The 18,650-nt window shown below is 61.4% G+C and carries 20 protein-coding genes; 19 read left to right on the forward strand and 1 reads right to left on the reverse strand.

What is annotated here, in order from left to right:
* Positions 1 to 46: 46 nt before the first annotated feature.
* The 19 genes from ACA052_RS09920 (at position 47) to ACA052_RS10010 (ending at position 17,024) form a co-directional block, all read left to right on the forward strand.
* Positions 47 to 2,041: a YncE family protein gene (locus tag ACA052_RS09920; protein ID WP_497649491.1), complete on the forward strand. Its 1,995-nt coding sequence runs from the start codon at positions 47 to 49 to the stop codon at positions 2,039 to 2,041.
* Positions 2,042 to 2,054: 13 nt separating this feature from the next.
* Complete coding sequence (locus tag ACA052_RS09925) at positions 2,055 to 2,711, forward strand: SCO family protein (protein WP_497649492.1); 657 nt, start codon at positions 2,055 to 2,057, stop codon at positions 2,709 to 2,711.
* Entirely contained in the window at positions 2,708 to 3,328 is a 621-nt protein-coding gene (locus tag ACA052_RS09930) for an SCO family protein (RefSeq protein ID WP_497649493.1), read from the forward strand. Before ACA052_RS09925 ends, ACA052_RS09930 begins: the two co-directional genes overlap by 4 nt.
* A 9-nt stretch (positions 3,329 to 3,337) precedes the next feature.
* Entirely contained in the window at positions 3,338 to 4,903 is a 1,566-nt protein-coding gene (locus tag ACA052_RS09935; RefSeq protein WP_497649494.1) for a cytochrome c/ABC transporter substrate-binding protein, read from the forward strand.
* A 13-nt stretch (positions 4,904 to 4,916) separates the two neighbouring features.
* The gene (locus ACA052_RS09940; RefSeq protein WP_497649495.1) at positions 4,917 to 5,870 is read left to right on the forward strand and encodes a peptidylprolyl isomerase; all 954 of its coding nucleotides are present in this window, start codon (positions 4,917 to 4,919) and stop codon (positions 5,868 to 5,870) included.
* 220 nt (positions 5,871 to 6,090) lie between these two features.
* Positions 6,091 to 6,624, forward strand: a complete 534-nt coding sequence (locus ACA052_RS09945) for a response regulator (RefSeq protein WP_497649496.1) — start codon at positions 6,091 to 6,093, stop codon at positions 6,622 to 6,624.
* Between the two features lie 84 nt (positions 6,625 to 6,708).
* Positions 6,709 to 8,415 carry a GspE/PulE family protein gene (locus tag ACA052_RS09950; protein WP_497649497.1) on the forward strand — a complete coding sequence of 569 codons (1,707 nt, stop codon included), beginning with the start codon at positions 6,709 to 6,711 and terminating at the stop codon, positions 8,413 to 8,415.
* Positions 8,396 to 9,199 carry a hypothetical protein gene (locus tag ACA052_RS09955; protein WP_497649498.1) on the forward strand — a complete coding sequence of 268 codons (804 nt, stop codon included), beginning with the start codon at positions 8,396 to 8,398 and terminating at the stop codon, positions 9,197 to 9,199. The genes ACA052_RS09950 and ACA052_RS09955 overlap by 20 nt, the downstream gene beginning before the upstream one ends.
* A 1-nt stretch (position 9,200) precedes the next feature.
* On the forward strand, positions 9,201 to 9,746 hold the full coding sequence (locus ACA052_RS09960; protein WP_497649499.1) for a pilus assembly protein: 546 nt from the start codon (positions 9,201 to 9,203) through the stop codon (positions 9,744 to 9,746).
* Positions 9,733 to 10,281, forward strand: coding sequence for a GspMb/PilO family protein (locus ACA052_RS09965; protein ID WP_497649500.1), 549 nt, complete (start codon positions 9,733 to 9,735; stop codon positions 10,279 to 10,281). Before ACA052_RS09960 ends, ACA052_RS09965 begins: the two co-directional genes overlap by 14 nt.
* Complete coding sequence (locus ACA052_RS09970) at positions 10,281 to 10,799, forward strand: hypothetical protein (protein WP_497649501.1); 519 nt, start codon at positions 10,281 to 10,283, stop codon at positions 10,797 to 10,799. Before ACA052_RS09965 ends, ACA052_RS09970 begins: the two co-directional genes overlap by 1 nt.
* The gene (locus tag ACA052_RS09975) at positions 10,796 to 12,628 is read left to right on the forward strand and encodes a secretin GspD/PilQ domain-containing protein (RefSeq protein WP_497649502.1); all 1,833 of its coding nucleotides are present in this window, start codon (positions 10,796 to 10,798) and stop codon (positions 12,626 to 12,628) included. The genes ACA052_RS09970 and ACA052_RS09975 overlap by 4 nt, the downstream gene beginning before the upstream one ends.
* A gap of 2 nt (positions 12,629 to 12,630) precedes the next feature.
* Positions 12,631 to 13,104 carry a type II secretion system protein gene (locus ACA052_RS09980; RefSeq protein ID WP_497649503.1) on the forward strand — a complete coding sequence of 158 codons (474 nt, stop codon included), beginning with the start codon at positions 12,631 to 12,633 and terminating at the stop codon, positions 13,102 to 13,104.
* Positions 13,105 to 13,108: 4 nt separating this feature from the next.
* The gene (locus ACA052_RS09985; protein ID WP_497649504.1) at positions 13,109 to 13,483 is read left to right on the forward strand and encodes a type II secretion system protein; all 375 of its coding nucleotides are present in this window, start codon (positions 13,109 to 13,111) and stop codon (positions 13,481 to 13,483) included.
* Complete coding sequence (locus ACA052_RS09990) at positions 13,458 to 13,997, forward strand: type II secretion system protein (RefSeq protein WP_497649505.1); 540 nt, start codon at positions 13,458 to 13,460, stop codon at positions 13,995 to 13,997. The genes ACA052_RS09985 and ACA052_RS09990 overlap by 26 nt, the downstream gene beginning before the upstream one ends.
* Complete coding sequence (csgE, locus tag ACA052_RS09995; protein WP_497649506.1) at positions 13,994 to 14,383, forward strand: curli production assembly/transport protein CsgE; 390 nt, start codon at positions 13,994 to 13,996, stop codon at positions 14,381 to 14,383. Before ACA052_RS09990 ends, csgE begins: the two co-directional genes overlap by 4 nt.
* Complete coding sequence (locus ACA052_RS10000) at positions 14,380 to 14,799, forward strand: curli assembly protein CsgF (RefSeq protein WP_497649507.1); 420 nt, start codon at positions 14,380 to 14,382, stop codon at positions 14,797 to 14,799. Before csgE ends, ACA052_RS10000 begins: the two co-directional genes overlap by 4 nt.
* Before the next feature lie 31 nt (positions 14,800 to 14,830).
* On the forward strand, positions 14,831 to 15,679 hold the full coding sequence (locus tag ACA052_RS10005) for a CsgG/HfaB family protein (protein ID WP_497649508.1): 849 nt from the start codon (positions 14,831 to 14,833) through the stop codon (positions 15,677 to 15,679).
* A 1,015-nt stretch (positions 15,680 to 16,694) separates the two neighbouring features.
* Complete coding sequence (locus tag ACA052_RS10010) at positions 16,695 to 17,024, forward strand: DUF6124 family protein (RefSeq protein WP_497649509.1); 330 nt, start codon at positions 16,695 to 16,697, stop codon at positions 17,022 to 17,024.
* Between the two features lie 162 nt (positions 17,025 to 17,186).
* Here the strand turns inward: ACA052_RS10010 and ACA052_RS10015 are convergent, their stop codons facing one another.
* Entirely contained in the window at positions 17,187 to 18,635 is a 1,449-nt protein-coding gene (locus ACA052_RS10015; protein WP_497649510.1) for a curlin, read from the reverse strand.
* Positions 18,636 to 18,650 lie beyond the last annotated feature (15 nt).

The raw sequence follows: 18,650 nt of genomic DNA on the forward strand, positions 1-18,650 counted from the left end.
CAGCTCCTACAGGGGGGCGACCAGGGGTCTGAAGGAGAGGCGCTTAATGAACAGGAATTTGAAAGTCGCCGGGTGTGCGCTGGTTGTCGGGATGGCGCTGATCTGGCTCGGGGTGTGGCGCACGACGCCGCCGAACATGCTCAGCAAGATCGCACTGCCGAACACCTGGAGCGGCCCAGCGAGACTGCTCGCGCAGGAGTCACCGCACAATGACGCTCAAACACTTGAGCGTGATGGCGTGTCGGTGGCGCTCGAGGTCAAGCCGCTGGCGGCGGATGGCGTGCTGCGCGAAGGTGGGTTCGCTGACGTGCGTTTCCGGGTCACTGACAGTGCGTCGGGCCAGCCGCTGGCGGGCGTCGCGCCCGGTGCCTGGCTCGACCCGGAAACCGTCGCCGCCGACCAGGCCCAGGGCCGCGAGCGCAGCTGCAAATCCCGGGTCGGGGTATTCCTGAAATCGAGCATCAACGCACGGCCGCTGCTCGACCTGAACAGCTATTTCCTGTTGGTGATGAACCGCGATGCCAGCGTCTCGGTGGTCGACCCGTCGGTATCTGTCGGCGGCATCACCAGCACGATGGCGCGGATAGACCTCAAGCAACCACCGATGGACTGGGTCACGCCCAGGGACAACAAACGGGTGTTCATCTCCATGCCCACCGCCGGGGAAGTCGCGGTGGTCGACAGCGAGCAATTCAAGTTAGTCGACTCAGTGGCCGCTGGCAGCAACCCGGTGCGCCTGGCCCTGCAACCGGACGAGCGTCTGCTGTGGGTCGGCAACAATGCATCGAAAATTGAAGACTCCGGGGTCACGGTGATCGACACCCAAAGTCTGAAACCCCTCAAACACTTGGCGACCGGTAAGGGGCATCACGAAATCGCGTTCAGCAAGGACAGCCGTTCCGCCTTCGTCACCAACCGCGACGACGGCACGCTGAGCATCGTCGACATCGCGAGCCTGACGATCAGCAAGCAACTCAAGACCGGTTCCAATCCGTTGTCGGTGGCGTACTCGCCGCTGTCTCAGGCGGTGTATGTCGCCGACGGCAAGGACGGCACCGTGACCGTGGTCGATACCGCCAGCCTCGACGTACGCCGAGTGATCAAGATGAAACAGGGCCTGGGGCCGATGGGGTTCAGCGCGGACGGCCGTTTCGGCCTCGTGCTCAACACCCTGGAAAACCAGGCGGCCGTGATCGATGCCGCCACCGATTCGTTGATCCATGAACTGGACGTGTCTGCCGAACCCTATCAAGTGGTGTTCACCAAGGCCTACGCCTATGTACGCGGTCTGGCCTCGGCCAAGGTCACGATGATCAACCTGTCGTCGCTGGGTGAAGGCCGCAAACCCATTACCCAAGGTTTCGAGGCCGGGCCGCAGGCACCACGGCTGGCCGGTGACTTGCCGTTGGCCTCGAGCCTGGCCGTGTCGCGGGACGACAACGCGGTGTTTGTGGTCAACCCGGTGGACAACACCACCTACTTCTACGCCGAAGGCATGAACGCGCCGATGTCCGGTTACCCCAATCGCGGGCAAGTGGCACGGGCGGCGTTGGTCATCGACCGCAGCCTGCGCGAAGTCGAGCCGGGGCTGTACAGCGCACGCATCAAACTGCCCCGCGCCGGACGCTTTGACGTGGCCTTCCTGCTCAATCAACCGAGCATCGTGCATTGCTTCACCGCGCTGGTCGAGCCGGACAGCGCACTCGCCCAGCACCCCGGCGTGCCGAAAGTGGAGTTCATGCTCGACCACGCCACCGCCGCGCTCGGCCATCCTTACACCGTGCGTTTTCGCATCGTTCAGGGCCAGTACAACGCACAGCGCAGCGGCGTGAAAGACGTGCAAGTGCGCTACTTCCGCGCCCCGACGTCCCGGGCCCGGGAAGTCGCTGCCCTCGAAGTGGCCGACGGCATTTATGAAGCCCCGGTGACCCTCGACCAAACCGGCGCCTGGTACCTGCACGTGCGTGCGGCGTCCCTCGGCGCTCGTTTCGACGACAAGACTTTTGCCAGCGTCCGGGTGCTGCCCGGCGATGCCCACTGAAGAGGAAATCGACATGAACCGATTCGCACACCGTGGACTGCTGACGTGCTGCCTGTTGGCCGTCGGTATCGGGCAGGCCCTGGCGCACTCGGCGGATGAGCATGCCGGGCACACGCTGCCGGCCAAAAGCGCCAGCTCGGAAAGCACCCAAGTCAAATTCGCCGACGTGGCACTGGTGGACCAGAACGGCAAACCAGTGCGGCTGGAAAAGGACCTGGTGACCAACAAAATTGTGGTCATGAGCTTCATCTACACCAGTTGCACCACGGTCTGCCCGGTGGTGTCGTCGATCATGGGCAAGGTCCAGAAACAGTTGGGCGCGCGGGTCGGTACCGAAGTGCAACTGGTGTCGATCAGCATCGATCCGCAGCGCGATGACGCCAAGCGCCTGAACGACTACGCACGCAATTTCCAGAAAGGCCCGGGCTGGAGCTGGCTGACCGGCAGCACGCAGTCAATCAACGAAACCCTCAAAGGCCTTGGCACGTTCAGCGGCGATTTCAAAAACCATCAGCCGCTGATCCTCGTGGGCGATGGCAACAGCCGCCACTGGATGCGTTATTACGGCTTCACCGACCCGGTTGTGTTGACCCGTGAAGTGGAAAAACTCAGCGGCCAGCGCAACACCCACGCCAAACACACCGCGATTGCCATGGAGAATCAGCCATGAGAACCATCGACTGGATCGCCCTGAGCGTCTGCTTCTACATTTTCAGTTCGGTGGCATTCGCCCACGAAGGGCACGAAGAACCCGCCCCTGCCGTGGCGGCCGCACAACCGGCGAGCGGCACGCGTGATGCCCGGACCTGGTTCACCGACACGCCGTTGCAGGACCAGAACGGCGAGACCCTGCGTTTCTACAGCGACGCGTTGCAAAACCGCGTGGTGCTGCTCAACGTGATCTTCACCAGTTGCAATGACGCCTGCCCGCTGATCACCCGCAAGCTCAAAGAGGTGCGTGAGTTGCTGGGCGACAAGGCGGATGGCATCACCTTTATTTCCCTTACCAGTGATCCGCTGCGGGACACCCCGGCGGTACTCAAGGCTTACACCTTGAAGCAGGGCGTCGATGGCCCCCACTGGCTTTTCCTTACCGGCGACAAGGCGCAGATGGACCTTGTCCTGGGGCGTATCGGCCAGATTGTGCCGACCCCCGAACAACATTCAACGCAACTGATCGTGGGTGACGTCGCCAACAAACGCTGGAGCAAAATCCGTCCCGATGCCCCGGCCGCCGCCATTGCCCAGCGCTTGCAGTTGCTGACAATGCCCGTGGCCGGTCGTTGAGCGCGCGCCATGATGAAAGCCTACGGCGTCTTCGTCTTTGTCCTCAGCCTAATGCTCCTCACCGGCATGAGCCTGCGTGCCCACGCATTGCCGCTGACCCCCAGCGAAATGGCTGGCAAACGGCTGTATCGCGAGGGGGTGTCCGGGAGCGGTGAACCGATCATGGCCCGGATCGGCGCGGCACAAATGCTGCTGCCGGCCACCAGCCTGCCGTGCGCCAATTGCCATGGCGCGGATGGGCTGGGGCGACCGGAAGGCGGGGTGCGGCCACCGGAACTCAATTGGTCGCGGCTCAGCAGCACCTACGGCCAGCAACAAATCAATGGCCGCAGTTACCCGCCCTACACCGAGGCGACACTGGCGCGCGCCATTCAGGAGGGCCGTGACCCTGGCTACAATCGACTCGACCCGGCGATGCCGCGATTCGTGCTGTCGATGAATGATCAGCGCAACCTCACGGCCTACCTCAAGCGCCTGGCCGATGACCGCGACCCGGGCCTGACCCCCGACAGCCTGCACCTGGGCACCTTGTTGCCGAGCCAGGGGCCTTTGAGCGAAGAGGGCGCCACCGTGGCGGCGGTGCTCAAGGGCAGTGTGGCGCGCATCAATGAAGCGGGCGGCATTCATGGCCGGCAGTTGCGCCTGACCATAGTTGATCCGGGGCCTGACCGGGTCAGTGCGGAGCAGGCGCTGGACCGATTGATCGATCAGGATCAGGTGTTCGCCCTGATTGCACCGTTGGTCCCGGCACTGGACACTGAACTGGCCGAGCGCCTGGAACGTGCCGGTATTCCGCTGATCGGGCCGTTGTCGTTGCTGGGGGCGGCCCAGCCCAGTCGACAGATTTTCGAACCGCTGCCGGGTTTGCGCGAGCAACTGATCGCCTTGGCCGACTTCGCCTCCGACCAGCTTCGGGTGCTCCAGGGACCGACGGTGATCACCTACCCGAACGAGCCCGGCCAACAATCGGCGGCAAAGGACCTCGGTCAGTATCTGCAAGCTCACGCGTGGCAAAAAGTCAGCATCAAAGCCTACGACTCGGAGAAGGACGAACTGCCATTGGGCTCGCGGTCGCTGTTTTACCTGGGCTGCGGCGGTGATTTCAGCCACCTCGCCGAGCGCTTGCAGAGGGCCGGGCAGGTGCCCTACCTGTTTGCCGCGTCGAACCAGGTCGCGGGTGACCTGTTGCAGGTGCCCAGCGGTTTTTCCCGACGGGTGTTTCTGTCCTATCCGTTCGTGCCCAGCGACTGGACGGTGGCCGGACGCATGGCCCTGACCCAGTTGCGCAAGCATCAGGGGCTCGGCGGCCAGCATTCGGTGCTGCAAGTCGGCGCGTTCAGTTCGATGCAGCTGCTCAGCGAAGGCATGAAGCGCGCCGGGCGCGATGCCAGCCGCGAGAAATTCATCAGCGCCCTGGAAGGCTTGCATGATTTCGATACCGGGCTGACCCCGCTCATCAGTTTCGGCCCAGGCCGGCGCCAGGGCTTGAGCGGTGCGCACATTGTCACCGTTGACTTGCCCGACCAGCGCTTCTACCTGGTGGCCCCTTACAAACCCAACGCTGCGATGCCCTGACGGGAGGTCGATCATGAAGTCCAACACCCTGCTGATCCTGCTGACGATGTGGGTTCCCATGGCGTTTTGCAGCAATGGCCCGGCCGCTGCGCGGGTCAATGGCGAGGAAATTTCCGAGTTTCGCCTGGAGCGCTACTTCGCCGAGTACCTGGAGGATCAGGGGCGGGCGGTGGGCAACATCCGTAATCCCAAGGCGTACAAGCAACTGCGTCAGGCAGCGCTGACGGCGTTGATCGACAAGGAACTGTTGTGGCAGGAAGCCGTCAAGCGCGGGGTGGTGATCAGCGATGCCACGGTGGACAGCCAGGTCGAGCAGACCCGGCAGGCCATGGGCGGTGCCGACGTGTTCGCCCGGCGGCTGGAAGATGCCGGTTTTGACGAAGCGGGTTTTGTCGACTACACACGTCGTGAACTGGCGGCGCAGCAGGTGTTTGCCGAACTCACCCGGGTCAGTGAGCCAGACGAAAAACAGGTCCGCGCATTTTTCGAAGAGCACCGCGCCGAGATGAGCCGGCCCGAGCAAGCGCAGGCCCGGCACATCCTGATCAAAGTGCCGCAAGGCGCCGATGCCGCCACAGTTGAAGCAGCGCGACTACGCTTAATGCAGATGCGTGTGAAAATCAGTCAGGGCGAAGACTTCGCCAGTGTCGCCCGGGCCGGTTCTGAAGATGAATCGGCCAATGGCGGCGGGGATTTGGGCTATTTCCCCCGTGGGCGCATGTGGCCGGAATTCGATGCGGTGGCATTTACGCTGGCACCGGGCGCGGTCAGTGAGCCCGTGCGCACACCGGTTGGCTGGCATTTGATCTATTTACAGAACCATGAGGAGGCGGCCGATGTCACAGAGCAACAGGGGCTTGAAATGGTCAGGGCGTACCTTGCCCGACAGCAACAGGCCGATGCTCGTCTCAAGGTTCTCGCGCGGCTGCGATCAGACAATCGAATCGAACGGGTTGACGACGAATGAGTGTTTAACCCCCAATGGTGGGGGAACGCTTGCGTACAACTCTGTGTGGTTCCCCGCCTTTGGGGGACGGGGCACCTGTGCGAAAATGTTTCCCCATAAATTTCAACGATATAAAGCGGAAGAAAACCGGCGCTCAGCCTGGCATGAAGTGTGCGTTAGCCTAACTAAGGCGCGTACTCCAGGGCTCGAAAATCGGACCTGCGGTTTCAAGGAGTCGACCTTGTTAAACAAAGTACTGGTTGTCGAAGACGAACAGCTCCTTGCAGAAAACCTCAAGGATTACCTTCAGGCGCAAGCGCTGGACGTTCGGATAGCTCATGAAGGTGCCCTGGCAATCGGCCTGGCCGAGAGTTTTGCACCCGATGTGATGGTGTTCGATTACCGCTTGCCCGATATGGAAGGCTTTCAGGTGCTCGATGCCGTCCGCCAGAACAGGAACTGTCATTTTGTGCTGATTACCGGGCACCCAACCGCTGAAGTCTGTGAGCGGGCCCGGCAACTGGGAGTCAGCCATATCCTGTTCAAACCGTTTCCGTTGGCGGAATTGGCCCGTGCAGTCTGTGACCTGTTGGGGATGGAGCGCGAACTCAAAGCAGGCATGAGCATTTCGGAAGGATTTGTCGAACGACGCCAGAGCAGGACCGAGAGTTTCCCCCTGCAGTTGTACGACGGCAGTTGGGTGCTGGCAGAACGTCGACGAAGCTTATCGACTTCCATGGCACCAGACGACGAACAATTGCTCACCGGGGAGTAGTGGCGCGACAAGCCGTTCCGGTACATGCCGTAATCGCTCGCCGCGTCGACAGGGCTCAAAGCCCCCGGCGTTGGAGAGCATGCCATGGACCGTCTATCCCTAGTCGTTGAACCGGCGCTGTTGGATTGTGTACCGTCTCGTTTTTCCAGTGAGCAACTGGCCCAGGCCCGCTCCCGTGCAGCCACTTCCGGCGAACGGGTTCTCGAAGCCCTCGGGGTGTTGTGCGAACTGGCCCCCATGCCCTTCATCGAGTGCCTCGGCGCTACCCTGCATTATCCGGTGCTCGACACCGACACGCTGTTCAAAGCCACCCCGGTATTCGACCGGGTCACCCTGGCCCAATGCCTCAAGCGCGAATTTATCCTGTTGCGTCACGACGAGGCGGTCATCGGCGTCTTTGCCGACCCCTTCGATACCTCGCGCCTGGCCTGGATCGATGACTGCCTGCACGGCGCGCCGCTGTATCTGGTGCACACCGATGACCTGAAGGCGTATCTGGCGCGCCACGAAGAAAGCTTCCATGCCGTGGAATCGCTCAACGCCCAGGCTGACGCCAGTATCGAAATCGACACCCTGCAAAGCCTGTCCCTGACCAGCATCAGCGAAGACTCCAGCGTGGTGGTCAAGCTGGTCAACTCGACCCTCTACGACGCGCTGAAAATGCACGCCAGCGATATCCACCTGGGCACTACCGGCAGCGGGCTGGTGATCAAGTACAGGATCGATGGGGTGCTCAACAACATCAGCAAGATCCAGGGCACCGAGTTCGCCGAGCAAGTGATTTCCCGGGTCAAGGTCATGGCCGAACTGGACATCGGCGAAAAACGCGTGCCTCAGGACGGTCGCTTCAAGATCGGCATCAGTGGCCGGCAGATCGACTTTCGGGTGTCGATCATGCCGAGCATTTTCGGTGAAGACGCGGTGCTGCGGGTCCTCGACAAACAGGACCTGGCGGACAAGGTCTGCGGCGTGCAGTTGCAGGCCCTGGGTTTCGAAGACGAGACCCTGCGTCATCTACGGCGGCTGGCGGCTGAACCCTACGGCATGGTGCTGGTGACCGGCCCCACCGGCAGCGGCAAGACCACCACGCTGTACGCGATGATCACCGAGATCAACCACGGTGTGGAAAAGATCATCACCATTGAAGACCCGGTGGAATACCAACTGCCGGGCGTGCTGCAAATCCCGGTCAACGAAAAGAAAGGCCTGACCTTCGCCCGCGGCTTGCGCTCGATCCTGCGCCATGACCCGGACAAGATCATGGTCGGCGAAATCCGTGACCCCGACACCGCGCAAATCGCCGTGCAATCGGCGCTGACCGGGCACTTGGTGTTCACCACCATTCACGCCAACAACGTGTTCGACGTGATCGGCCGGTTCACCCAGATGGAAATCGATCCCTACAGCCTGGTCTCCGCGCTCAATGCCGTGCTGGCCCAGCGCCTGATCCGGCTGGTCTGCACCAGTTGCAGTGCGCCGAGCTACCCGACCGACGAGGAACTGCGCGCTTCGGGGCTCGACCCGCAAAAAGTCGATCACTTCCACTTCGTTCATGGCAAGGGTTGCGGCAACTGCCGGGGCACCGGTTATCGCGGGCGTACGGCGATTGCCGAGTTGCTGCACCTGGACGACGAGCTGCGGCAGATGATTGTCGAGCGCCAACCCATTTCGAAAATCAAGGCCCTGGCGTGCAGCCGTGGCTTGCGCCTGTTGCGCGAGTCGGCGCTGGAACTGGTGCAAGAGGGGCGTACCACGCTCGAGGAGATCAATCGTGTCACTTTTATCTCGTGAGCGTTATGTCGCCGTGCTTGGCGCCAGTGGTGTCGGCCTGGGCCAGCGCAAAGGCAGCGAAACCCGGTGGCTGGGCAGCGTCGGTTTCATCGACGAAGGCTTCCATGCCTGGGCGGTGGCCCTGGACACCCTCGACCGTCTGCTGGCCGAACATACCCGTCCGGGTGCCGAATTGAGTGTGGTGGTCTCGGGGCACTTCAGCCGCTTCTGCCTGGTGCCGTGGAGCGAACAGATCAGTAGCCCCGTTGAGCTGCTGGGTTTTGCCCGGCTCTGCTTCGAAGACCTTTACGGCGTACTGACTCAACCCTGGAGCCTGGTGTTGTCGGCCGAGCCGGCGGGCTACGACCGGATCGCCACGGCCTTGCCCGAAGACTTGCTGCTGCGCCTGCGCAGCCTGGTCAGCGGGCGCGGCTTGCGCTTGCGATCGGTGCAGCCGTACCTGATGGCGGCGTTCAATCATTTCGACAAGAGCTTTGATGCCGGCGACTTCCTGTTTGTGGTCGCCGAGCCGGTACGCAGCGTATTGCTGCTGGCCCGGGAAGGGCGCTGGACGGCGGTGCGTTCGGTGGGCAGCAGCGACAGCGACGCCGCGCTGACCGCACTGATCGGTCGCGAAAACCAATTGCAGGCGTCCACCAGTGAGCGGCCGCTGAATGTCTACCTGCACGCGCCGGCGCGGATCGACTCACCTCCTGAGGTACCCGGCGTGCACTTGCGCACCCTCGAAGAAGACCGGACATCCGTACACGATTGCCTGTACGTCATGTCCCGGGCGGTGGCCTGACATGCGCGCCCTTATGCTCGATTTCCAGCCGCAACGCCGCTCGGGCCCCTTGGGCTGGAGCCTGTTGACCGGCGGTTTGGTACTGACGTTGGCCTGCTTCCTGGTCCAGCAGCACGTCAGTGAACAGTCCGCGCAACAGCAAGGCCATTTGCAAACCACCCAGCGCGTCCTCACCGGTGACGGCGGCGGCAAGGTCAGCCTGACACCGGCGGAAACCCGTGAACAAGCGCAAAACCTGGCGGAGATGCGCAAAGTGTCGCAGCAACTGCGCCGGCCATGGGAACGCCTGTTCGCCATGCTCGAAGCCATGCCCCGCGACGACATCGCCTTGCTGACCCTGACCCCGGACGCCCGCAAAGGCCAGGTGCGGATCACTGCCGAAGCGCGGGATCTGGAAGCGATGCTTGAGTTTCACCAACGCCTCGAAGCCAGCGACGAGCTGTCCGATGTGTCGCTGCTGAGCCACGAAATCGTCGCCAACGTGCCGGAGCACCCGGTTCAATTCAACCTGTCGGCTAGCTGGGAGATTGGCGATGCGAATCCCTAGATTGATCATCCACGAATACCTGCAAGGCCTGGGCGTGCCTGGCCTGGCAGGGCTGGCAATGTTGCTGCTCGCGCTGAGCTACGCATTGGCAGGTTTGCTGCCGGACTGGCAGTCGCTGCAACAGCTCAGCCAGGACACCCGCGAAGCCAGCGAATACCTGGCCAAGGTCGAGGACGGCAGCATCGCCCCTCCGGTGGTGCCGCAACGCCAGCTCGACGATTTCCGCAGCAAGTTGCCGTCCCAGCCGCAGGCCACCGTGGCCATCGACAAGATCTACGCGCTGGCGGCCCAGGAACACATCACCCTGGCACGCGGTGAATATTCCCTGGGTATCGACCCCAAGACCCATCTGGCGCGGTATCAGATTCTGCTGCCGGTGCGCGGCAGCTATCCGCAACTGCGGCGCTTCCTGCACGCCTTGCTCGGCCAGTTGCCGGCGGTGGTGGTGGAGGACGTGGAGTTTCAGCGTAAAAAAATCGCCGAGACCGACCTGACCGGGCGGATCCGCATGACCCTTTACCTGTCGAGGTCATGATGAATACCAAACGCGTAGCAGGTTGGATGGCGTTCTTCGGCGTGGCGGCAGCGCTGACCTGGGGCCCCGACTACTTCAAACAGGCAGACGATGGCGATGTGTCGGTCGCTGCCGTGGCCACGCCCGCCAAGCGCAAAGCCGCGAGTGCCCAGGCCGTCGCCGTTGCCGGCAAAACACCGGCCGTGATCAAGGACCTCAGCCCCGCCGGCGACCTGTTCGCCGCCCGCAGCTGGAAGGCTGCGCCGGTGCTGGCCAGCGTCAACGAACAACCCGTCAACCTGACCCCGGTGGTGCAAGCCCCTAGCGTGCCACCGATGCCTTTCCAGTTCGTTGGCAAGCTGGATGACCGTTCCGACCTGCAAGTGTTTTTGCAGAGCGGCGAAAAAATATACGTCGTGCGCAAAGGGGATGTGATCGACGACACCTGGCGGATCGAACGGATTTCCGATGTGGAACTCAGCTTTGTCTACCTGCCTCTGCATTTGTCTCAGACTTTGTCTGTGGGGAGCACGCAATGAACAAATCCCGTTTGCTGATGAGCCTTGTCTGCGTCTGCGTAGGGCTGGCCGCGTGCAGTTCGGCGCAGGTCGCCAAACAAGAGGCGAGCGACCTGATGGAGTCCGGACAGTACGAAGCCGGACTGGCACGTATCCAGGAAGGGCTCAAGGAAAACCCACGGGACACCGAGCTGCACCTGGCCCTGACCAGCGGTCGGGCCCGCGCGGTAACGGCGCTGTTGACCCAGGCCGACCTGGATCGCGCCCAGCGTGATTTCGCTTCTGCCCGTCTGGAATATGGCCGGGTGTTGAACCTCGAACCGAACAACCGCCGCGCCCAGGACGCACTGCGCCAGCTCGAACACATGCGCAACCAGGACGAAAAACTCGAACTGGCCCGTGGCGACCTGCGTCGCGGTGACATCTACGGCGCCGACCGTCAGGTGAAACAGATGCTCGAACTGGACCCGCAAAATGAAGGTGCGCTGGAGCTGCAAGGCAGCATCCGCCTGGTACAAAGCCGCAACGTGGTGCCTTACCCTCAACTGAAAACCCGTCTTGAGCGGCCAGTGACCCTGGAATTTCGCGACGCCAACCTGAAAACCATTTTCGAGGTGCTGTCGCAGGTTGCCGGTTTGAACTTCATCTTCGACAAGGACCTGCGCCCGGACATGAAAGCCACCATCTTCGTGCGCGACGTGCGCATTGAAGACGCCGTGGCACTGCTGCTGCAACAGAACCAGTTGCACCAAAAAGTGGTGAACGAAAACACCTTGCTGATCTACCCCGACTCGCCGCAGAAGCTCAAGGATTATCAAGAGCTGGTGATGCGCACGTTCTACCTGACCAGCATTGATGCGAACACCGCGCTGAACATGATCAAGACCATGCTCAAGACCCGTGATGTGTTCGTCGATGAACGCCTCAATACCCTGACCATGCGCGACACCGAAGACGCCGTGCGCATGGCCGAAAAACTCCTGCAATCCCAGGACCAGTCCAACCCGGAAGTGGTGCTGGAAGTGGAGGTGATGGAAGTCGCCACGCAACGGATTCTCGACCTCGGGCTGCAATGGCCGAACACCTTCGGCGTGGTCAACAGCGACGGTTCGCCGGTGTCGCTGCTCAATCAACTGAAAGGCATCGACTCCAGCCGGATCACCATTTCGCCGTCGCCGCAGGCCAAGATCAACGCCCAGGACAACGACATCAACACCCTGGCCAGCCCGGTGATTCGTGTCAGCAACCGTGAACAGGCGCGCATCCACATTGGTCAGCGCGTGCCGATCATCAGCGCCACTTCGGTGCCGTCGACCCAGGGCCCGGTGATTACCGAAAGCGTGACGTACCTGGACGTCGGTCTGAAGCTCGAAGTGCAGCCGACCGTGCACTTGAACAATGAAGTGGCGATCAAGATTGCGCTGGAAGTCAGTAACGCCACGCCGCTGGAACCGACCCGCCAGGGTACGATCCCGGTGCAGGTCGACACCCGTAACGCCCAGACCACCCTGCGCCTGCATGACGGCGAAACCCAGATCCTGGCCGGCCTGATGCGCAACGACCACGGCGCCACCGGCAACAAGATCCCGGGCCTTGGTGACATTCCCGGGCTGGGCCGGTTGTTCGGCAGCAACAAGGACAACGTCAGCAAATCGGAACTGGTGCTGTCGATCACTCCGCGGATCGTGCGCAACCTGCCGTACCAGAGCCCGTCGGACATGGAGTTCCCGACCGGCACCGAAACCAGCATGCACATTCAGGCGCCTGATCGCTCGATGGACACGGCGATTCACACCGAGGTCATGACGACTCCGGTTGCGTCCACCCACGCCGTCGTTGAGAAACCTTGATCATGAACGCCTCGCAACGCGGTTTTACCCTGATCGAAGTCGTGGTGACGCTGGCCTTGGTCGGCCTGTTGGCCGGCATGGCCGCGCCGCTGACCGAGACCGTGGTGCGCCGGGGCAAAGAGCAGGATTTGCGCGCGGCGCTGTACCAGATTCGCGACGCCATCGACGCCTACAAGCGCGCGTTCGATGCGGGTTACATCGAGAAGTCGCTGGAAGCCAGCGGCTATCCGCCGAACCTGAAAGTGCTGGTCGAAGGCGTACGCGATGTGCGCAGCGCCAAGGGCGCCAAGTTCTACTTCCTGCGGCGCGTGCCCCATGACCCGCTGGCACCGGTCAAGCGTGACGACGACGGCGGTTGGGGCCTGCGTTCCTATGACAGTACGGCTCAAAACCCACGGGAAGGGGAAGACGTCTTTGACGTTTACTCCAAGGCCCGGGGCAAGGGGCTCAACGGAATCAACTACCGCGAGTGGTGAGCCTATGCGTCGGCAAAAAGGTTTTACCCTGTTGGAATTGATGGTGGTCATGGCAATCATCGCGACCCTGATGACCATTGCCTTGCCCCGCTATTTCAACAGCCTCGAGGCCTCGAAAGAGACCACCTTGCGCCAGAGCCTGTCGGCGATGCGTGAGGCACTGGATCACTACTACGGCGACACCGGGCGTTATCCCGATTCCATCGAGCAACTGGTCGAGCAGCGTTACCTGCGCAACCCGCCGATGGACCCGATTGCCGAACGCAAGGACACCTGGGTCATGGTCGCGCCACCTGAGGGTGTGGCGGGCGGGGTGGCCGATATCAAAAGTGGCGCCACAGGGAGGGCGCGTGATGGCAGTCTTTATTCCGAGTGGTAAGCCTTCGAACGAGGCCGGTTTCACTTACCTGGGCGTGCTGTTCCTGATCATGGTCATGGGCATGGGCCTGGCCAGCGCCGGTGAGTTGTGGGCCACTGCGTCGCGCCGGGATCGCGAGCGCCAATTGCTCTGGGTCGGCACCCAATACGCCCAGGCATTGCGCAGTTACTACCGCAGTTCGCCAGGCTTGGCCCAGTACCCGAAGGCACTGGAAGACCTGTTGCAGGACGAGCGTTTTCCCAACCCGAAACATCATCTGCGCCAGCTGTACCCGGACCCGATCAGCGGTGGCGACTGGGTGCTGATGCGCGGCTTTGACGGGCGCGTTACCGGCCTTAACAGTTCCTCCACGGACAAGCCGCTCAAACAGACAGATTTCCCCAGCCAGTGGTCCGACTTCACTGGCATGGCGAGTTACAAGGACTGGCAGTTTGTCGCCGAAAAAGCCTTCCTCGAGGGTGGGGCCGGGCCGGCGAAAGGCCAGAGCAAAACACCTCAGGCGTTGCAGCCATGAACCGATTCTGCGTGGCGTTGATCCTGGTGTTATCGGCCTCTGTGGCGTCGGCCGGCGAAGAGGACGAAATGCTGGGCTTCATCATCGATGACACGATCTCGCACATCGGCCACGACTTTTACTACTCGTTCAGTGAACGCCTGCGCGCTACCAGTCCGATGGATTTCAACCTGGTGGTGCGTGAACGACCTTCGGCACGCTGGGGCAGCCTGGTGACCGTGGAATTTCAGCAGCGACTGGTTTATCGGCGCTTCCTGCCGCCGAACACCGTGGAGTTGAAGGATGAGGCCTACGAGGCGGCCGATCTGGTTCGCATGGAGATCGTGCGGCGCAAGCTGGAAGCCTTGTTGCAGGACACCACCGACCTTGAGAGGGACGAACTATGAACACGAGAGCTTTCTCGCAGCGCACGGGCATGTGGTTGCTCGGGGTCGCCAGCTGCGGCCTGGTCCAGGCCACGGAGCTGGTCTACACGCCCATCAATCCGTCATTCGGCGGCAACCCGTTGAACGGCACCTGGCTGCTCAACAATGCCCAGGCGCAGAACGACTACGACGATCCGGATTTGAAGGACCGCGCGAGCATCACGGGGACGTCAGCCCTCGAGCGTTTTAGCAGTCAGTTGCAATCGAGGTTGCTGGGGCAGTTGCTGGACAACATCTCGACCGGCAATACCGGGAGCCTGTCCACCGACGCCTTTATTGTCAACGTCGTCGACGACTCGGGTGCGCTGACGATTGAAGTGACCGACCGGGCGACGGGTGAAGTGTCGGAAATCAAGGTGAATGGCCTCACCCCTTGACGGGGAATCGGGTCGATGGGGAGTTAAGGACATGAAAAAAATAATTCTGCTAGGGCTGATGTTGGCGACATTGCAAGGGTGCAGTCTGCGCGAGCCGATGGGGGCCGAGCAAGACACCGAAACCCCGACCCTGACCCCCAGGGCCTCGACTTACTACGACTTGCTGAACATGCCACGACCCAAGGGCCGGTTGATGGCGGTGGTGTACGGTTTCCGTGATCAGACCGGGCAGTACAAACCGACCCCGGCCAGTTCGTTTTCCACCAGCGTGACTCAGGGCGCGGCGAGCATGCTGATGGACGCCTTGCAGGCCAGCGGCTGGTTCGTGGTGCTGGAACGTGAAGGGCTGCAGAACCTGTTGACCGAGCGCAAGATCATTCGTGCCTCGCAGAAAAAGCCTAATACGCCGGTGAACATCCAGGCTGAGCTGCCGCCGTTGCAAGCGGCGAACATGATGCTTGAGGGCGGGATCATTGCGTATGACACCAACGTACGCAGCGGCGGGGAAGGGGCGCGTTATCTGGGCATCGATATTTCCCGGGAGTATCGGGTGGATCAGGTGACGGTGAATCTGCGGGCGGTGGATGTGCGCAGTGGGCAGGTGTTGGCCAACGTGATGACCAGCAAGACCATCTACTCTGTGGCCCGCAGTGCCGGGGTGTTCAAGTTTATCGAGTTCAAGAAGTTGCTTGAGGCTGAGGTTGGCTACACCACTAACGAGCCGGCGCAACTGTGTGTGCTGTCGGCGATCGAAGCGGCGGTGGGGCATATGTTGGCCCAGGGGATCGAGCAGCATTTGTGGCAGGTGGCGGGGGATAATTCGGCGCCGGCGAATGAGACGCTCGACCGTTATCTGACCCAGAACAAGGTTGACCCGTAGGAGCTGCCGCAGGCTGCGATCTTTTGACCTTGATCGTGGCGGCCTGACAGCCGACCACGTTCTTACAGATGTACCCAGATCAACTGTGGGAGCGGGCTTGCTCGCGAAGGCGGCCTGATAGCCGACCTGTCTCTTTCAGGTGTACATATCCGTTCTCGCGGTAACGGCCACCTAGGGTTTCGCCCTTACGGCGACTCACTTTTTTTACAAGCGCCTAAAAAAAGTAAGCAAAAAAAACGCTCGCCCCAAGCGTCCGGCCCCTCGCCTGGGCTCGGCGTTCCCTCGCTCCGGTATCCATCCGGGGACACTGCCCTCCGGTCTGCTTCGCGACGACCTACATGCAGCGTGTTCGACTGCGTCGATCGGCGCTGCGCGCCACTCCCCGGATGGACACCTCCGCTCGGCCTCCCGACGGGGCGGCAAAGCCAGATCAAGATCAAAAGCTGCAGGCGAGCTAACGCTCGGCCTGTTGAGTGGTGAGAAGCAGGTGTACGCCGATCTGCTTTTGACTCTGTAGGAGCTGCCGCAGGCTGCGATCTTTTGACCTTGATCGTGGCGACCTGACAGCCGACCAATCTCTTGCAGGTGTACTTGATCCCACTGTAGGAGCTGCCGCAGGCTGCGATCTTTTGATCTTCAGATGTCGCGCCAAAGAAAGATCAAAAGATCGCAGCCTTCGGCAGCTCCTACACAAAGGACTTACAACCGTTAAATTTATGGTGGATTTTCCTACAGGTTTTTAAGGTTGTCCGTCGGAAGTCAAAGTCTAGCCTCCGGACGTCGCTGCCAATTCAGCGACCAGGGCTGGAATCCCGATGGATAAACGGCGCAAAAGCGCACCTCATAACGTAGGCTGCGCTCGTTTTTTGCGTGCACTCCGTTATGGCGGCTGTGCGCGGGAGACCTTCGGGTCTACCGGGCTCGTTTATCCCGGGAATTCCAGCCTGCGTACAGCTGCCACCCATTCGGCTGGAATCGAATGCTGCGGCTTCAATCCTATAGACGGAGTTTCACCATGGCCAAACCCACCCCCAATCCCCCCGAATCAGAAACCGAAAGCAACACCACCAACCGCGCTTCCAACCTCCACCTAAAACCCGCCATTCTCAGAAGCTCGTGCCCCCACAACCCCAGCACAATGTTCTTCATCACCCCAGACATCGACACCGAAAGCCTCTTGGCCCAGGCCTGCGAATCCCTGGCGTCGGCAAGTGTCATGGCCAGTGATTTCGCAGTGTTTCTCGACGGACCCCAGCGCAGCATGCTCTTGGGTATCCAGCAGATCGTCATGCTGGCCGACCTGTCCGTAAACCGAGCGCTGGATAACCTCGATCCGCAAGGCTAACCACCACCCCCTGTAGGAGCTGCCGCAGGCTGCGATCTTTTGATCTTCAGAGAGAAGGCGTCCTACAGAAAGATCAAAAGATCGCAGCCTGCGGCAGCTCCTACAAAGGCAAAAAAAAACCGCGACCCTCCCTCAAAGGTCGCGGTTTTTTACATCACGCAACTACTGCTGCAACACCGTCGCACTGTTCGCCGTACCAAACTGCTGCACATTCGCCGTTTGCGTCACGCCACTCTGATCGACACTGGCAATGTTGCCGGTGCCGCCCTGGGTCACATACGCCACGTTCATGGTGTCAGCCTGTTTGACGGTGATCATGTTGTCGCTGCCATACAACTGGTTGGTGTACGCCTCGTTACCAGTACCGGACTGGGTGTATTCGGTGCTGTTGCCCGAACCGGTGGAGGAGCCTTGGGCCAGGTTGGTGGTGCCGCGCTGGTCGGCGATGAGGATGTTGTCGCTGCCGTTCTGGTCGAAGTACAGCTCGTTGTAGGAATCGGCCTGGGTGACTGTGGTCTTGTTGCCCGTGCCGGTCTGGTTGGTGGTCATGATGTGGCCGACGCCGTTCTGGGTGAAGTTGGCGATGTTGTCGCTGCCATTCTGGTTGACCGTCGCGCGTTGGTTGCTGCCGAACTGGCCACCTTTTTGCGGACCTTTCCAGTTACTGGCATAGACCTTGTTACCGGTACCCACCGAGGTCGCATTGAGCACCTGGTTGTCGCCGCTCTGATAGGTGAAGTGCACGTTGTTCGTGCCTTGCTGGTACAGCGCAACCGTCGAGCCAAAGGACTGGTACTGGTCGGCGTAAATCGCGTTTAGGTCGCCGACTTGCAGCACTTGGGCGACGTTGTGGTCGCCGAAGCTCTGGTCGACAACGGTTTCGTTGGTTTGCCCGTATTGGTTGACGGTCGCCAGGCTGGCGACCTGGGAGTCTTGCCAGACTTCGGTGGCGTTGGCGTCGCCGAACTGGTTGATGGTCAGGTTGCCGCCAATGCCGTCGCGCTGATCGCCATAGGCATAGTTGGTGGCGCCCGCCTGGTTGATGTTGATCTGGCCGCCCATGTGGTTGACCTGTTCGGCGGTGCCATAGTTGGCGGTGCCGTACTGGATGATGGTCGCGTTGTTGCCGACGCCTGGCTGGATCTGTTCGATGTTGGCTTCGTTGGCGTCACCGAACTGGAAGGTCTGGCCGGTGGTGCCTGCCTGTGAGTCCTGGTAGATCAGCGAGAAGTTGCCGCTGCCTTCCTGTTGTTGCAGCGCGGCGTTGCCGCCGCTGCCGATCGACTGGCTGGCATGGCTGACGTTCAGGCTACCGACCTGTTGCTGGGTGATGGTGCTGCCGTCCTCGAACAGTTGCTCGGCGTAGCCGGCGTTGTAGTCACCGATCTGGGTCTGGGTAATGGTGCTGGTGGCCGTGTCTTGCACGGCGGCCGCGTCATTGCCCTGGCCAATTTGCTGTTGGGTGGCGGCACTGAACGGGGCCGCCGTCTGTTTCACATTGGCGATGTTGGACGTACCGAGCTGGTTCTGGGTGGAAACGCTGTCGTCGGCCAAGGCCTGGGCACTGACAATGACCAGGATGGCGGCGGTAAGGGGCGTCAGTTTGAACATGATGAAACCTCCAAG

Source organism: Pseudomonas sp. LBUM1644 (assembly GCF_059716195.1).

Excerpts from the sequence above, each read along its gene's own strand:
- ACA052_RS09940 (WP_497649495.1), top strand. The coding sequence starts at position 4,917 with ATGAAGTCCAACACCCTGCTGATCCTGCTGACGATGTGGGTTCCCATG.
- ACA052_RS09930 (WP_497649493.1), top strand. The coding sequence starts at position 2,708 with ATGAGAACCATCGACTGGATCGCCCTGAGCGTCTGCTTCTACATTTTC.
- ACA052_RS09935 (WP_497649494.1), top strand. The coding sequence starts at position 3,338 with ATGATGAAAGCCTACGGCGTCTTCGTCTTTGTCCTCAGCCTAATGCTC.
- ACA052_RS09980 (WP_497649503.1), top strand. The coding sequence starts at position 12,631 with ATGAACGCCTCGCAACGCGGTTTTACCCTGATCGAAGTCGTGGTGACG.
- ACA052_RS09960 (WP_497649499.1), top strand. The coding sequence starts at position 9,201 with ATGCGCGCCCTTATGCTCGATTTCCAGCCGCAACGCCGCTCGGGCCCC.
- ACA052_RS10010 (WP_497649509.1), top strand. The coding sequence starts at position 16,695 with ATGGCCAAACCCACCCCCAATCCCCCCGAATCAGAAACCGAAAGCAAC.
- ACA052_RS09985 (WP_497649504.1), top strand. The coding sequence starts at position 13,109 with ATGCGTCGGCAAAAAGGTTTTACCCTGTTGGAATTGATGGTGGTCATG.
- csgE (WP_497649506.1), top strand. The coding sequence starts at position 13,994 with ATGAACCGATTCTGCGTGGCGTTGATCCTGGTGTTATCGGCCTCTGTG.
- ACA052_RS09950 (WP_497649497.1), top strand. The coding sequence starts at position 6,709 with ATGGACCGTCTATCCCTAGTCGTTGAACCGGCGCTGTTGGATTGTGTA.
- ACA052_RS10015 (WP_497649510.1), bottom strand. The coding sequence starts at position 18,635 with ATGTTCAAACTGACGCCCCTTACCGCCGCCATCCTGGTCATTGTCAGT.
- ACA052_RS09920 (WP_497649491.1), top strand. The coding sequence starts at position 47 with ATGAACAGGAATTTGAAAGTCGCCGGGTGTGCGCTGGTTGTCGGGATG.
- ACA052_RS09965 (WP_497649500.1), top strand. The coding sequence starts at position 9,733 with ATGCGAATCCCTAGATTGATCATCCACGAATACCTGCAAGGCCTGGGC.
- ACA052_RS09990 (WP_497649505.1), top strand. The coding sequence starts at position 13,458 with ATGGCAGTCTTTATTCCGAGTGGTAAGCCTTCGAACGAGGCCGGTTTC.
- ACA052_RS09970 (WP_497649501.1), top strand. The coding sequence starts at position 10,281 with ATGAATACCAAACGCGTAGCAGGTTGGATGGCGTTCTTCGGCGTGGCG.
- ACA052_RS09925 (WP_497649492.1), top strand. The coding sequence starts at position 2,055 with ATGAACCGATTCGCACACCGTGGACTGCTGACGTGCTGCCTGTTGGCC.
- ACA052_RS10000 (WP_497649507.1), top strand. The coding sequence starts at position 14,380 with ATGAACACGAGAGCTTTCTCGCAGCGCACGGGCATGTGGTTGCTCGGG.
- ACA052_RS10005 (WP_497649508.1), top strand. The coding sequence starts at position 14,831 with ATGAAAAAAATAATTCTGCTAGGGCTGATGTTGGCGACATTGCAAGGG.
- ACA052_RS09975 (WP_497649502.1), top strand. The coding sequence starts at position 10,796 with ATGAACAAATCCCGTTTGCTGATGAGCCTTGTCTGCGTCTGCGTAGGG.